This is a genomic window from Streptomyces sp. AC1-42W (assembly GCF_003248355.1).
Lineage (GTDB): Bacteria > Actinomycetota > Actinomycetes > Streptomycetales > Streptomycetaceae > Streptomyces.
This window is the reverse complement of sequence record NZ_QKWY01000001.1, coordinates 425,257-438,519: the sequence shown is the minus strand read 5'-3', so window position 1 is coordinate 438,519 and position 13,263 is coordinate 425,257. Positions and strand designations below refer to the sequence as shown.

Annotated in this window: 15 protein-coding genes; 7 read left to right on the top strand and 8 right to left on the bottom strand. The window is 71.2% G+C overall.

The genetic code is table 11. The features are described 5' to 3' along the window. Positions 1-80 precede the first annotated feature (80 nt). The 4 genes from nhaA (at position 81) to DNK56_RS02020 (ending at position 3,382) form a co-directional block, all read left to right on the top strand. Positions 81-1,487, top strand: a complete 1,407-nt coding sequence (gene nhaA / locus DNK56_RS02035) for a Na+/H+ antiporter NhaA (protein WP_111329994.1) — start codon at positions 81-83, stop codon at positions 1,485-1,487. A 39-nt stretch (positions 1,488-1,526) separates the two neighbouring features. Then, entirely contained in the window at positions 1,527-2,057 is a 531-nt protein-coding gene (locus DNK56_RS02030; RefSeq protein WP_111329993.1) for a phage holin family protein, read from the top strand. After that, positions 2,054-3,073 (top strand): alpha/beta fold hydrolase, encoded by a 1,020-nt coding sequence (locus tag DNK56_RS02025; RefSeq protein WP_111329992.1) that lies wholly within the window; start codon positions 2,054-2,056, stop codon positions 3,071-3,073. The genes DNK56_RS02030 and DNK56_RS02025 overlap by 4 nt, the downstream gene beginning before the upstream one ends. Before the next feature lie 105 nt (positions 3,074-3,178). After that, positions 3,179-3,382: a hypothetical protein gene (locus DNK56_RS02020; protein WP_111329991.1), complete on the top strand. Its 204-nt coding sequence runs from the start codon at positions 3,179-3,181 to the stop codon at positions 3,380-3,382. A 57-nt stretch (positions 3,383-3,439) separates the two neighbouring features. Here the strand turns inward: DNK56_RS02020 and DNK56_RS02015 are convergent, their stop codons facing one another. The 3 genes from DNK56_RS02015 to nth all read right to left on the bottom strand — a co-directional run bounded on the left by DNK56_RS02015 (position 3,440) and on the right by nth (position 6,503). Next, the gene (locus DNK56_RS02015) at positions 3,440-4,645 is read right to left on the bottom strand and encodes a MarP family serine protease (RefSeq protein ID WP_111329990.1); all 1,206 of its coding nucleotides are present in this window, start codon (positions 4,643-4,645) and stop codon (positions 3,440-3,442) included. 89 nt (positions 4,646-4,734) lie between these two features. Next, positions 4,735-5,505: an NUDIX hydrolase gene (locus tag DNK56_RS02010; protein ID WP_111329989.1), complete on the bottom strand. Its 771-nt coding sequence runs from the start codon at positions 5,503-5,505 to the stop codon at positions 4,735-4,737. Between the two features lie 62 nt (positions 5,506-5,567). Then, positions 5,568-6,503, bottom strand: coding sequence for an endonuclease III (nth, locus tag DNK56_RS02005; RefSeq protein ID WP_111329988.1), 936 nt, complete (start codon positions 6,501-6,503; stop codon positions 5,568-5,570). A gap of 253 nt (positions 6,504-6,756) precedes the next feature. Here nth and DNK56_RS02000 point away from each other — a divergent pair, with 253 nt between their 5' ends. Further along, entirely contained in the window at positions 6,757-7,431 is a 675-nt protein-coding gene (locus tag DNK56_RS02000; RefSeq protein ID WP_014046869.1) for a Crp/Fnr family transcriptional regulator, read from the top strand. 19 nt (positions 7,432-7,450) lie between these two features. Here the strand turns inward: DNK56_RS02000 and DNK56_RS01995 are convergent, their stop codons facing one another. From DNK56_RS01995 to DNK56_RS01980, 4 genes are all read right to left on the bottom strand, one after another. Beyond that, complete coding sequence (locus tag DNK56_RS01995; protein ID WP_111329987.1) at positions 7,451-8,281, bottom strand: MBL fold metallo-hydrolase; 831 nt, start codon at positions 8,279-8,281, stop codon at positions 7,451-7,453. Next, positions 8,278-9,219: an NUDIX hydrolase gene (locus DNK56_RS01990; RefSeq protein WP_241989721.1), complete on the bottom strand. Its 942-nt coding sequence runs from the start codon at positions 9,217-9,219 to the stop codon at positions 8,278-8,280. Before DNK56_RS01990 ends, DNK56_RS01995 begins: the two co-directional genes overlap by 4 nt. A 169-nt stretch (positions 9,220-9,388) precedes the next feature. Beyond that, entirely contained in the window at positions 9,389-9,859 is a 471-nt protein-coding gene (locus DNK56_RS01985; protein WP_111329986.1) for a RidA family protein, read from the bottom strand. Beyond that, positions 9,859-10,017, bottom strand: coding sequence for a DUF4177 domain-containing protein (locus DNK56_RS01980; protein WP_003991873.1), 159 nt, complete (start codon positions 10,015-10,017; stop codon positions 9,859-9,861). Before DNK56_RS01980 ends, DNK56_RS01985 begins: the two co-directional genes overlap by 1 nt. A gap of 82 nt (positions 10,018-10,099) precedes the next feature. Between DNK56_RS01980 and DNK56_RS01975 the strand changes: the two genes are divergently transcribed. Together DNK56_RS01975 and DNK56_RS01970 are read left to right on the top strand one after the other, a co-directional pair. Continuing rightward, positions 10,100-11,089, top strand: a complete 990-nt coding sequence (locus DNK56_RS01975) for an ArsA family ATPase (RefSeq protein ID WP_111329985.1) — start codon at positions 10,100-10,102, stop codon at positions 11,087-11,089. Then, entirely contained in the window at positions 11,086-12,420 is a 1,335-nt protein-coding gene (locus DNK56_RS01970; RefSeq protein WP_111329984.1) for an ArsA family ATPase, read from the top strand. The genes DNK56_RS01975 and DNK56_RS01970 overlap by 4 nt, the downstream gene beginning before the upstream one ends. A gap of 58 nt (positions 12,421-12,478) precedes the next feature. Here the strand turns inward: DNK56_RS01970 and DNK56_RS01965 are convergent, their stop codons facing one another. Beyond that, entirely contained in the window at positions 12,479-12,829 is a 351-nt protein-coding gene (locus tag DNK56_RS01965) for a WhiB family transcriptional regulator (RefSeq protein WP_199563912.1), read from the bottom strand. Between the last annotated feature and the right edge of the window lie 434 nt (positions 12,830-13,263).

Below are 13,263 nucleotides of genomic sequence, written 5' to 3'. Positions count from 1 at the left end.
CCACAGGGGTGCCGGGAAGTCTGGTCGGCAAGTGCATCAGCCATGCCATCGCTGCCGTACCGACCCGGAGGTCTCCCCCTGTGACCGCGTCCACCCCCGCACCCCCCGGCCCCCGCCGCACCTTTCTGGGGCGGCTTCCGCTGCCCGAGCGCAACTACGTCGCCGAGGCCCTGCGCACGGAGACCGTCGGGGGCGTCATCCTGCTGGTCGCGGCGGTGGCGGCGCTGGTGTGGGCCAACACCGCCGGCAAGAGCTACGAGGCCGTCAGCCACTTCCACATCGGACCCGAGAGCCTCGGGCTGAATCTCTCCGTGGCGCACTGGGCCGCCGACGGCCTGCTCGCCGTCTTCTTCTTCGTCGCCGGCGTGGAACTCAAACGCGAACTCGTGGCGGGCGAGCTGCGCGACCCCAAGGCGGCGGCGCTGCCCGTGGCCGCCGCGCTCTGCGGCATGATCGTCCCCGCGCTCGTCTACACGGTGGTGAACGTGGCAGGCGACGGCTCCGCCAGCGGCTGGGCCGTCCCGACCGCCACCGACATCGCCTTCGCCCTCGCCGTCCTCGCCGTCATCGGCACCTCGCTGCCGGCCGCGCTCCGGGCCTTCCTGCTCACCCTCGCCGTCGTGGACGACCTCTTCGCGATCCTGGTCATCGCGATCTTCTTCACCGAGGACATCGACTTCCTGGCACTCGGCGGCGCCTTCGTCGGCCTGGGCGTCTTCTATCTGCTGCTCCGCCTGGGCGTGCGCGGCTGGTACGTCTACGTACCAGCCGCCCTGCTCATCTGGGGCCTGATGTACAACAGCGGCATCCACGCCACCATCGCCGGTGTCGCCATGGGCCTGATGCTGCGCTGCACCCGCCGCGAGGGCGAGGAGCACTCGCCTGGCGAACGCGTCGAGCACCTGGTGCACCCCCTGTCGGCTGGGTTCGCCGTGCCGGTCTTCGCGCTCTTCTCCGCAGGCGTCTCCCTCTCCGGCGGTGCGTTGGCGGGCGTGTTCAACCGGCCCGAGACCCTCGGGGTCGTCCTGGGGCTCGTCGCCGGCAAGACCATCGGGGTCTTCGGCGGTACATGGCTGACCACCCGGCTCACCAAGGCCGAACTCAACAAGGATCTGGCCTGGGCCGACGTCTTCGCCGTCGCCACTCTCGCCGGCATCGGCTTCACCGTGTCGCTGCTGATCGGTGAGCTGGCCTTCGCCGGTGACGACGACATGATCAACGAGATCAAGGCGTCGGTTCTGCTCGGCTCCCTCATCGCCGCCGTACTCTCCGGTGTACTGCTCAAACTCCGGGTACGGAAGTACCGGGCACTGTCCGACGCCGAGGAGCTCGACGAGGACGGTTCCGGGGTACCGGACGTCTACGAACAGGACGATCCCGCGTACCACCTGAGAATGGCCGCGATCTACGAGGAGAAGGCGGCCGAGCACCGCCGCCGTGCCCGACTGGCGGGGGCAGCGAGCAGCAAGCCGGACAGTCCGGCATGATCTGACATCGGACACGTTGAACGGGAGAGGGAGTCAGGGATGAGCGACCCCGGCAATTACGCGGGCAGCGCCGACCGCAGTCTCGGCCAGTTGGTCGCGTCGGCGACGGCCGAGCTGTCGGCGCTGGTGCACGACGAAATCGCCCTGGCCAAGGCCGAGGTGCGGCAGGACGTCAAGCGCGGCGTCATCGGCAGTGTGGCCTTCATCGTCACGGGCGTGCTGATCCTCTTCTCCATCCCGGTGCTGAGCTTCGCGGCCGCGTACGGCATCCACAATCTGGGGCTCGGGCTGGCCTGGTCGTTCCTGATCGTCGGCGGCGCGTTCATCCTGCTGGGCATCCTGCTCGCGCTGTTCGGCTACGCGAAGATCAAGAAGGTCAAGCCGCCGGAGAAGTCCATCGCGTCCGCCAAGCAGACCGCCGCCGTCCTGCAGGGCGTCAAGCCGCACCCCCGCCCGGAGACCGCCGCCGACGCCATCCTCCCGGTGGGCGGCAGCACCCGCTCCGACCGCGCCATCGAGAGCGCACCGGTCCAGGACAAGGCGTCCGCTGTGGCACGCTCGTCCACATGACCGTCCCCGATTCCAGCGCAGTCGGCCCCCTGGGCCCGGAGGACCGGGCGGGCCGCGCGCGCCCGGCCGCACCGGCGGAATCCGCCCCCTTCGCCCCGGCCGGCGGCCCCGTACGCCTCGACGGGCCGTGGACCCACCGGGACGTCGCGGCGAACGGCGCCCGCTTCCACATCGCCGAAATGGGTGAAGGGCCGCTGGTTCTTCTCCTGCACGGCTTCCCGCAGTTCTGGTGGACCTGGCGCCACCAGTTGCCCGCGCTCGCCGAGGCCGGATTCCGGGCCGTGGCGATGGATCTGCGCGGCGTCGGCGGCAGCGACCGCACCCCCCGCGGCTACGATCCCGCCAATCTGGCCCTCGACATCACCGGTGTGGTCAGGTCGCTCGGTGAGCCGGACGCCGCCCTGGTCGGCCACGACATGGGCGGCTACCTGGCCTGGACGGCCGCCGTGATGCGCCCGAAGCTGGTGCGCCGGCTGGTCGTCTCCTCGATGCCCCACCCCAGGCGGTGGCGCTCCTCGATGCTCTCCGACTTCGCCCAGTCGCGGGCCGGCTCGTACATCTGGGGCTTCCAGCGGCCGTGGCTGCCGGAACGTCAGCTGGTGGCCGACGACGCCGCGTTGGTGGCGCGCCTGATCAGCGACTGGGCGGGTCCGGGCAAGGCGGACTTCCCCGACGAGGCGGCGCTGGGCGTCTACCGGCGGGCGATGAGCATCCCCTCGACGGCGCACTGCTCGATCGAGCCGTACCGCTGGATGGTGCGCTCACTGGCTCGTCCCGACGGCATCCAGTTCAACCGGCGCATGAAGCGGCCGGTCCGGGTGCCGACGCTCCACCTGCACGGTTCACTCGATCCGGCGGTCCGCACCCGCAGTTCGGCCGGGTCCGGCGAGTATGTCGAGGCGCCCTACCGTTGGCGACTTTTCGACGGTCTCGGTCACTTCCCGCACGAGGAGGACCCGGCCGGGTTCTCGGCCGAACTCATCAACTGGCTCAAGGATTCCGAGCCCGACCGCTAGCCGATGGGCACGCGTGTCCGAGAAATGGCCACGTGCCCGGCGCATAGGCCAATTGGCTGACGGACAGACGGTTACGGACCATGAGGCACGGGCAGACGTCCCGGTATGGGCTGGACGCACGACTTCGGTGACGCAGCACGCAACCGTCGCTCGACCGCCACGGCGGTTACGGGCATTCATGAGGGGGACGGCCTCCAGGGCCGGGTGCAGGCTATGCACGTTGTGGACGATCCCCGGCTCGGTATCTCGCGCATCCTGCGCCGCAGGGCCCGCTGGGTCTCGGCGCGGCTGCGCCATCCCCGTAACTGACACCGCGCACGGGACCGCCCGGCGGCGCGCTCCCCAGCGGTGTCCGGCAGACGCCGGCTAGAGCGCGCACCCCTGGCTGTCGACCTGCTGGTTGGCGGTGCGGCCCCGTGCGATGTCCTCGCGGATCTCGTCCGCCGTCAGCGCGTAGCCGGTGTCCGGGTCGTCGAGCGACTTGGCGAACACGACCCCGTACACCTTGCCTTCGGGGGTCAGCAGCGGGCCGCCGGAGTTGCCCTGGCGGACGGTGGTGTAGAGGGAGTACACATCGCGGCGGACCGTGCCCCGGTGGTAGATGTCGGGTCCGTTGGCGTCGATGCGGGCCCGGACGCGCGCGGAGCGTACGTCGTACGAGCCGTTCTCCGGGAAGCCCGCGACGATGGCGCTGTCCCCCGACTCCGCGTCACGTTCGGTGTCGGCGAACCGCAGCGGCTTCGCGTCGAGGTCGGGCACGTCGAGCACGGCGATGTCGCGCTGCCAGTCGTAGAGGACGACCTTCGCGTCGTACAGGCGTCCCTGGCCGCCGATCTGGACGGTCGGCTCGTCGACGCCGCCGACGACGTGGGCATTGGTCATGACGCGGCGGTCGGCGAACACGAAGCCGGTGCCTTCGAGGACCTTGCCACAGCTCGGGGCCGTACCCACGACCTTGACGATGGACTGCTTGGCGCGCGCCGCGACCGGGCTGCCCACCAGGGCCGGGTCGGGGGCCCTGACCTCGGTGATCGGTTCGTTGGCGAAGGGGCTGAAGACCTGCGGGAAGCCGTTCTGCGCGAGGACCGAGGAGAAGTCCGTGAACCAGGTGGACGCCTGGGGCGGCATCACACGGGAGACGCCCAGCAGGACCGAGGAGCTGCGGACCTCCTTGCCGAGCGTCGGCAGCGAGGTGCCCGCCAGGGCGGAGCCGATCAGCCAGGCGACCAGCAGCATCGCCACCACGTTGACCAGGGCGCCGCCGGTCGCGTCCAGGGCGCGCGCGGGCGACCAGGTGATGTGCCGGCGGAGCTTGTTGCCGAGGTGGGTGGTGAACGCCTGGCCCACCGACGCGCACACGATCACGATGACGACCGCGACGACGGCCGCGGTGGAGGAGACCTCCGAACCGTCCGTCAGCTGGTCCCACAGGACCGGCAGGAGGTAGACGGCGACGAGACCGCCGCCCAGGAACCCGATCACCGACAGAATGCCGACGACGAACCCCTGGCGGTATCCGATGACCGCGAACCACACGGCGCCGGCCAGCAGCAGGATGTCCAGCACGTTCACCGTCTATAGCCTCGCAGATTCGTCACCGGGCCCGTACGCCTCCGCGGCTCCGGGCGGGCCCGGACCTGCGGAGCACGGAAGTCAGCCTGTCATGCGCGCCAGTCGAGCGGCACCTGCCTGGCCCTGTCCCACGGGCGTTCCCAGCCCGCGAAGTGCAGAATCCGGTCGATCACGCCGGCCGTGAACCCCCAGACGAGTGCCGATTCGACCAGGAATGCCGGGCCCCGGTGGCCGCTGGGGTGGATGGCCGTCGCCCGGTTGGCCGGGTCCGTGAGATCCGCCACGGGGACGGTGAAGACCCGCGCGGTCTCACCCGGATCGACGACCCCGACCGGGCTGGGTGTACGCCACCAGCCGAGGACGGGCGCCACGACGAAGCCGCTGACCGGGATGTAGAGCCGCGGCAGTACGCCGAAGAGCTGCACCCCGCCCGGATCGAGCCCGGTCTCCTCCTCGGCCTCCCGCAGCGCGGCCCGGAGCGGTCCGGTGGTCGCCGGGTCGCCGTCCTCCGGGTCGAGCGAGCCGCCGGGGAAGGACGGCTGGCCCGGATGGGAGCGCAGGCTTCCGGCCCGCTCCATCAGCAGCAGCTCCGGGCCTCGCGCGCCCTCGCCGAACAGGACGAGCACGGCCGACTGGCGTCCCGCACCGCTCGCGGGCGGCAGGAAGCGGCTGAGCTGCTGGGGCCGTACGGTCCGCGCGGCATGGGCGACGGGGTCGAGCCAGCCGGGCAGGCCCTCTTCCGAGACGGCCACCGGGGAGCCGCCGTACTCGGCGCTTCCGTGCGCCACCGGGGCGCGGCGGTCCGCGTCGCCGTGCCGTTCCTGGCCCTGCCGTTCCGTGCCGGGTTCATGCGTCTTCATGGGCACCCCTCCGTCTCACAACGCCTGTCGTCCCGCGATTCGTTCCGCAGCGGCGGTACGCGTCAGCCGGCGCCGAGCGGAGGGGCCGGGCTTCCCGGATAGTCCGGCGGCGGGTTCAGCCGCTGGCCCGGCCGGCCGCCCATCTCGTACTTCAGCAGCTTGCGGGCCTTCTCCGGGTCGGTCTCGCCCTCGCCGTACGCGGGGCAGAGCGGGGCGATCGGGCAGGCGCCGCAGGCGGGCCTGCGGGCATGGCAAACGCGGCGGCCGTGGAAGATGACACGGTGCGAGAGCATGGTCCACTCGCTCTTGGGGAAGATGGCCGCGATCTCCGCCTCGACCTTCTCCGGGTCCTCCTGCTCGGTCCACTTCCACCGCCGGACCAGCCGCCCGAAGTGCGTGTCCACCGTGATCCCGGGGACTCCAAAGGCATTGCCCAGCACCACGTTGGCCGTCTTCCGGCCGACTCCCGGAAGCTTGACGAGATCCTTCAGCCGCCCCGGCACCTCGCCGCCGAAGTCGTCCCGGAGCATGGCGGACAGGCCGAGGAGCGATTTCGCCTTGGCACGGAAGAAGCCGGTCGGCCGGATCAGCTCCTCCAACTCCTCCGGAACGGCGGAGGCCATGTCCTCGGGGGTGGGGTGGGCGGCGAAGAGGGCGGGGGTGGTCTGGTTGACCCTCAGATCGGTGGTCTGGGCGGAGAGGACCGTGGCGACCAGCAGTTCGAACGGATTCCGGAAGTCCAGCTCGGGGTGGGCGTACGGGTAGATCTCGGCCAGTTCGCGGTTGATCCGGCGAGCCCGGCGGACCATCGCCAGATGCGATTCGGGCCGGCCCGGCTTCCGCTTCGGCCCGGCGGCCCCGGACGCCGGTCCTTCCTTCGCGCTCTTCGCGTCCTTCACGTCTTTCGCGCTCTCTGCGGCCTTCGCGGCCTTCGCTCCGGACCGGCTTTCCGCCGTTTTCTTCAGGTTCTTCCGGTCGCCCGCACCCTGTTCGCCCACAGCGGAATCATGGCCCTCCGACACTCCCTCAGCCCCCTCGGCCTGCGCTCTCACCGGCATCCCGGACTCCCGGCCAGCCTAGAGCCCGGCACTGACATCCACCCCGGTCACCGGTGATCCACCCCCAATCGGCCCCCTGCCGTACCCCTCGGCACGCACGTGCGTCAAACTGGTTTGTGATTGATCGCACTGTTTTACCGTCCGGCATGATGGGGACCACGGTTCCCTGGACAGGCCGACAAGGAGAGAACTCGTGGACGACGTTCTGCGGCGCGCCCCGCTTTTCGCGGCGCTCGATGACGAGCAGGCCGCGGAGCTCCGCGCCTCGATGAGTGAGGTGACCCTCGCGCGCGGCGACGCGCTGTTCCACGAGGGCGATCCCGGCGACCGCCTCTACGTGGTCACCGAGGGCAAGGTGAAGCTCCACCGCACCTCCCCCGACGGTCGAGAGAACATGCTGGCGGTCCTCGGTCCCGGCGAGCTGATCGGCGAGCTGTCGCTCTTCGACCCCGGCCCGCGCACGGCCACCGCCACCGCGCTGACCGAGGTCAAGCTCCTCGGCCTGGGCCACGGCGACCTGCAGCCCTGGCTCAACGCACGCCCCGAGGTGGCCACGGCCCTGCTGCGCGCCGTCGCCCGGCGGCTGCGCAAGACCAACGACCAGATGTCCGACCTGGTCTTCTCCGACGTCCCCGGCCGTGTCGCCCGCGCCCTCCTGGACCTGTCGCGCCGCTTCGGCGTCCAGTCCGAGGAAGGCATCCACGTGGTGCACGACCTGACGCAGGAGGAGCTGGCCCAGCTGGTCGGCGCCTCCCGCGAGACGGTCAACAAGGCCCTCGCGGACTTCGCCGGCCGCGGCTGGCTGCGGCTGGAGGCACGCGCCGTGATCCTGCTGGACGTGGAGCGGCTGGCCAAGCGCTCGCGCTGACCCGTCGCCGTACGCGCCCTCAGATCAGCCCGTGCTCGACCAGGTACTCCAGCTGCGCCCGCACCGACAGCTCCGCCGCCGGCCACAGCGAACGGTCCACGTCGGCATAGACATGGGCCACCACCTCGGCCGAGGTCCGGTAGCCGGTCTCCACGGCCGTCTCCACCTGGGCCAGCCGGTGCGCGCGGTGGGCCAGATAGAACTCGACCGCGCCCTGCGCGTCCTCCAGCACCGGCCCGTGTCCCGGCAGCACCGTGTGCACCCCGTCGTCGACCGTCAGGGAGCGCAGCCTCCGCAGCGAGTCCAGGTAGTCGCCCAGCCGGCCGTCCGGATGCGCCACCAGGGTCGTTCCGCGTCCGAGGATCGTGTCCCCGGTGAGCACCGCCCGGTCGGCCGGCAGATGGAACGACAGCGAGTCCGCCGTGTGGCCGGGCGTCGGCACCACGTACATCTCCAGGCCGCCGGTCGTGATCACGTCACCCGTGCCCAGGCCCTCGTCGCCGAGCCGCATCTCCGGGTCCAGCGCCCGCACCTTGGTCCCGGTCAGCTCCGCGAACCGGGCGGCGCCCTCCGCGTGGTCCGGATGGCCATGGGTGAGGAGCGTCAGCGCGACCCGGCGGCCGGCCCGCTCGGCGGTGTCGACGACGGCCCGCAAATGGGTCTCGTCCAGCGGGCCCGGATCGATGACGACCGCCAGGTCCGAGTCGGGCTCGGCGACGATCCACGTATTGGTCCCGTCCAGCGTCATCGCGGAGGGGTTGGGTGCCAGGACATTGACCGTACGGGCCGTGGCGGGGCCGGAGAGCACACCGCCGCGCGGCTGTCCGGGCAGCGCCGCCGCGTCACTCATCGCGCACCGCCTTCCGCGTCGGCCGTCAGTTCCACGTTGCCCGATTCACCCTCGCCGCGCGTTTCCTCCGCGTCGGCCGCGGAAATGTGCTTCGTGAACTCCGCGTGCCCCGGCCAGCTCAGCACCAGCTCGTCGCCGTCCAGCCGGGCCTGCGCGAGTACGGGGGTGAGGTCCTGCTCCGACGCCGCCTCCAGCGCCCGCGCGGCGGTGGCGTACGGGCGGAGCGTCCGCAGCGTCGCCACGGTCGGCGGCATCATCAGCAGCTCGCCCCGGTCGTAGCCGTCGGCCGCGTCGCCCGGCGTGATCCACACCGTGCGGTCGGCCTCCGTCGAGGCGTTCCGGGTGCGCTGACCCGCGGGGAGCACGGCGACGAAGAACCAGGTGTCGTAGCGGCGCGGCTCGAACTCCGGCGTGGTCCAGCGCGCCCACGCGCCGAGCAGGTCCGAGCGCAGCACCAGCCCGCGCCGCTCCAGGAACGCGGCGAACGACAGCTCGCGCGAGACCAGCGCCGCCCGGTCGGCCTCCCAGTCCTCGCCCGTGGTGTCGGTGACGACCGTTTCCGGCGTCGGTCCGGCGAGCAGGACCCCGGCCTCCTCGTACGTCTCGCGGACGGCCGCGCAGACGATCGCCTGCGCCTCGGCCGGTGTGCCGACGCCCAGCCGCTCGGCCCAGTCCGCCGGCGCGGGACCGGCCCAGCCGACGAGCCGGTCGTCGTCGCGCGGGTCCACCCCGCCCCCCGGATAGGCGTACGCCCCTCCGGCGAAGGCCATCGAGGTGCGCCGGCGCAGCATGTGGACGGCGGGTGCGCCCCCGGCGGCGCCGTCCCGGAGCAGCATCACGGTGGCGGCCCGGCGGGGCACGGCGGCCGTCAGCTCGCCTGCGGCGAGGGCCCTGATCCGGCCGGGCCATTCCGGGGGGTACCACTGACCATTGGACATGGCCGGAGGCTATCCGGAACCGCGCCGATGTTCGAGAGGTAACCCGATCCGTACATGGCGTCTACACCTACATCCGCGCGACCTCCGGAAACACACGATCCCGCCCGGTCGTGACGACCGGACGGGATCGACGGCGGATGCGGGCCGCATCGGGCGGATGCGGGCCGGGTCAGGCTTCGGTCAGCTCGACCTGGATCTCGACCTCGACCGGCGCGTCCAGCGGCAGCACCGCGACGCCCACGGCGCTGCGGGCGTGCACGCCCTTGTCCCCGAGGACCTCGCCCAGCAGCTCGCTCGCGCCGTTGACCACACCGGACTGGCCGGTGAAGTCGGTGGCCGACGCGACGAAGCCGACGACCTTCACGACCCGCGCGATGCGGTCCAGGTCGCCCGCGACCGACTTCACCGCGGCCAGGGCGTTCAGCGCGCAGGTCTTGGCCAGCTCCTTGGCCTCGTCGGGCGTGACCTCGGCGCCGACCTTGCCGGTGACGGCGAGCTTGCCGTCCACCATCGGCAGCTGGCCGGCCGTGTACACGTACACGCCCGACTGCACGGCCGGCTGGTACACGGCCAGCGGCGGCACGACGGCCGGCAGCGGCAGCCCCAGCTCGGCGAGCCTCGCCTCGACGGTGCCCGCCACTACTGCTTCTCCCGCTTCAGGTACGCCACGAGCTGCTCGGGGTTGTTCGGGCCGGGAACGACCTGGACCAGCTCCCAGCCGTCCTCGCCCCAGGTGTCCAGAATCTGCTTGGTCGCGTGCACGAGAAGGGGCACGGTCGCGTATTCCCACTTGGTCATGGCCCGACTGTAATGCCTGCGCAATCCAGGGCACGCGCAGCCTCGTGCGTAGCCTGCGGTGTGACTGGTTAGGCTCGAATACGTGAGCAGGTTCCAGGTCGTCAGCGGCAAGGGCGGTACCGGTAAGACCACGGTCGCCGCCGCCCTCGCGCTCGCCCTCGCGGCCGAGGGCAGGCGCACTCTCCTCGTGGAGGTCGAGGGCAGACAGGGCATCGCCCAGCTCTTCGATGCGGGCTCCCTCCCCTACGAGGAGCGCAGGATCGCCGTCGCCCCCGGCGGCGGCGAGGTCTACGCCCTCGCGATCGACGCGGAGCTGGCGCTCCTCGACTACCTCCAGATGTTCTACAAGCTCGGCAGCGCGGGCCGGGCGCTCAAGAAGCTCGGCGCGATCGACTTCGCGACCACCATCGCGCCCGGCGTGCGAGACGTCCTGCTGACGGGCAAGGCCTGCGAGGCGGTCCGGCGCAAGGACCGGCAGAACCGGTTCGTCTACGACCACGTGATCATGGACGCCCCGCCGACCGGCCGCATCACGCGCTTCCTCAATGTGAACGACGAGGTGGCCGGCCTCGCCCGGATCGGCCCGATACACAATCAGGCCCAGGCCGTGATGAGGGTGCTGAAGTCCCCGGAGACCTCGGTGCACCTGGTCACCCTGCTGGAGGAGATGCCGGTCCAGGAGACCGCGGACGGCATCGCGGAGCTGCGCGCCGCCGAACTGCCGGTGGGCCGGGTCATCGTGAACATGGTGCGCCCGCAGCTGCTGGACGGCGACGCGCTGAGCGCCGCCTCGGGCGGCCGGCGCAAGGAAATCGCCAAGACGCTGACACGGGCGGGCGTGACCGGCGCGGCGGGGCTCGTACGCCCGCTGGTCGAGCAGGCCGCCGAGCACACCCAGCGGGTCGCCCTGGAGCGCGAACAGCGCGCGGTGCTGGCGGGTCTCGGCCTGCCGGGGTACGCGCTCCCGCTGATCGGCGAGGGGGTGGACCGGGCCGGGCTCGACGCGCTGGCGGCCGCGCTCCGCGAACAGGGCGCGGGCCAAGGGAAGACCGGACGAGGGGCGGGTTCATGACAGCGCGTACAGATACCGGCGCGGCGGCCCCCGTACCGGCCCTGGACACCGACGCCCTGATCGACGATCCGGGCATCCGGATCATCGTCTGCTGCGGCTCCGGCGGCGTCGGCAAGACGACCACCGCGGCGGCGCTCGGCGTGCGGGCGGCGGAGCGCGGACGCAAGGTCGTCGTCCTCACCATCGACCCGGCCCGCAGGCTCGCCCAGTCCATGGGCATCGATTCGCTGGACAACGTGCCGCGCCGGGTGAAGGGCATCGAGGGCGAGGGCGCCGGTGAGCTGCACGCCATGATGCTCGACATGAAGCGGACCTTCGACGAGATCGTCGAGGCGCACGCGGACGCGGAACGCGCCCGCGCCATTCTGGAGAACCCCTTCTACCAGTCCCTGTCGGCCGGCTTCGCGGGCACGCAGGAGTACATGGCGATGGAGAAGCTCGGCCAGCTCCGGGCGCGCGACGAGTGGGACCTGATCGTCGTGGACACCCCGCCGTCGCGGTCCGCGCTGGACTTCCTGGACGCCCCGAAGCGTCTGGGCTCGTTCCTGGACGGGAAGTTCATCAAGCTGCTGATGGCCCCGGCGAAAATGGGTGGCCGCGCCGGAATGAAGTTCCTCAACGTGGGCATGTCGATGATGACCGGGACGCTCGGCAAGCTGCTGGGCGGGCAGTTCCTGCGGGACGTCCAGACGTTCGTCGCCGCGATGGACACCATGTTCGGCGGCTTCCGTACCCGCGCCGATGCCACGTACAAACTCCTCCAGGCGCCCGGCACGGCGTTCCTCGTCGTCGCGACACCGGAGCGGGACGCGCTCCGCGAAGCGGCGTACTTCGTGGAACGCCTGGCGGCAGAGGGGATGCCACTGGCGGGACTGGTGCTCAACCGGGTGCACGGCAGCGACGCCGCCCGGCTCTCCGCCGAACAGGCCCTGGCCGCCGCAGAAAATCTTGAAACCGGTGGCATTGTGGATCAGGCGGCCGGGAAGGCTGGACTTCGTAAGCCCGCCGACTCTCCCGCGGCCGGGCGCGCACCCACCGCCGACGCCCCTGGAACCGCCGCTCCCGAATCCGCTACGGACCCCGAGCCCCGGACCGACCGTACGACAACCATCACAACCGAAGAACTGACCGCCGGACTGCTCCGTCTGCATGCCGAACGGATGCAGTTGGTCGCGCGCGAACAGGACACCCGCGACCGCTTCACCGCGCGCCATCCCGAGGTACCCGTCACCGCCGTGGCCGCGCTGCCCGGAGACGTCCACGACCTCTCGGGCCTGCGGGCCGTCGGGGACCGGCTCGCGACCGGATCGGACCCGGCCGGAGCTGCCTAGCCGCTCGTCGTGCGTACGTACGGTGGGGGCCGTACGACGCCCTCGTGCCGGACAGGCGCTAGCCGACGGCGGCGAACGTCTCGTGCAGCTCGCCGTTCTCCAGCCCATTCGCCACGGGCAGCATGCCCGTGGACCGCTCGTACTCGCTGCGGGCGGTCTCCAGCAGCCGACGCCAGGACGTCACGGTCGGCCGCCTGCGCAGCAGCGCGCGGCGCTCCCGCTCCGTCATCCCACCCCACACGCCGAATTCGACGCGATGGTCCAGCGCGTCGGCCAGGCACTCGGTCCGCACCGGGCATCCGGTGCACACCGCCTTGGCCCTGTTCTGCGCTGCCCCTTGTACGAACAGTTCATCCGGATCAGTAGTGCGGCAGGCTGCCTGCGCACTCCAGTCGGTTACCCAGCCCATCCCGGCGCCGTCCTCTCCCGAATCGAGGCTCCCCCACGGCGGCAGCGGCATATTCACCTTCACCGCTGCCAGTTGAGGACGTTACGGAAGGTGGCGACAGCACAACACCCCCTTCGGGCCCAATCTTGAATGGCCCGAACGGACTATGCGTATGCGGCAGATCACCCAGGGGAGTGAGGGGAGGACATGCGGGACCAAGCCGCCCTCATCAGGACAGTCCACCAAAACCGCAACGGGCATTCGGTGACACGCCGGGCGAATTCGGGAACGCCGGGCGCATGGCCGGATCGTGCGCGGGGGTTGATACGTAACCGGACTGCTGTGACAGTTGAGAGCAGCTTAGCCTCGGGCTTTCATGAGGTGGGCTGTCCGAAGCGTGATCGAAAACGTGAGAAGTGCTCCTGACCTGCAACGATGGGACTTGTCGAAGGTCC

Coding starts and splice junctions, on each gene's coding strand:
- DNK56_RS02030 (WP_111329993.1), top strand. CDS start 1,527: ATGAGCGACCCCGGCAATTACGCGGGCAGCGCCGACCGCAGTCTCGGC.
- DNK56_RS02025 (WP_111329992.1), top strand. CDS start 2,054: ATGACCGTCCCCGATTCCAGCGCAGTCGGCCCCCTGGGCCCGGAGGAC.
- DNK56_RS02020 (WP_111329991.1), top strand. CDS start 3,179: ATGGGCTGGACGCACGACTTCGGTGACGCAGCACGCAACCGTCGCTCG.
- DNK56_RS02010 (WP_111329989.1), bottom strand. CDS start 5,505: ATGAAGACGCATGAACCCGGCACGGAACGGCAGGGCCAGGAACGGCAC.
- DNK56_RS01995 (WP_111329987.1), bottom strand. CDS start 8,281: ATGAGTGACGCGGCGGCGCTGCCCGGACAGCCGCGCGGCGGTGTGCTC.
- DNK56_RS01990 (WP_241989721.1), bottom strand. CDS start 9,219: ATGTCCAATGGTCAGTGGTACCCCCCGGAATGGCCCGGCCGGATCAGG.
- DNK56_RS01980 (WP_003991873.1), bottom strand. CDS start 10,017: ATGACCAAGTGGGAATACGCGACCGTGCCCCTTCTCGTGCACGCGACC.
- DNK56_RS01970 (WP_111329984.1), top strand. CDS start 11,086: ATGACAGCGCGTACAGATACCGGCGCGGCGGCCCCCGTACCGGCCCTG.
- DNK56_RS01965 (WP_199563912.1), bottom strand. CDS start 12,829: ATGGGCTGGGTAACCGACTGGAGTGCGCAGGCAGCCTGCCGCACTACT.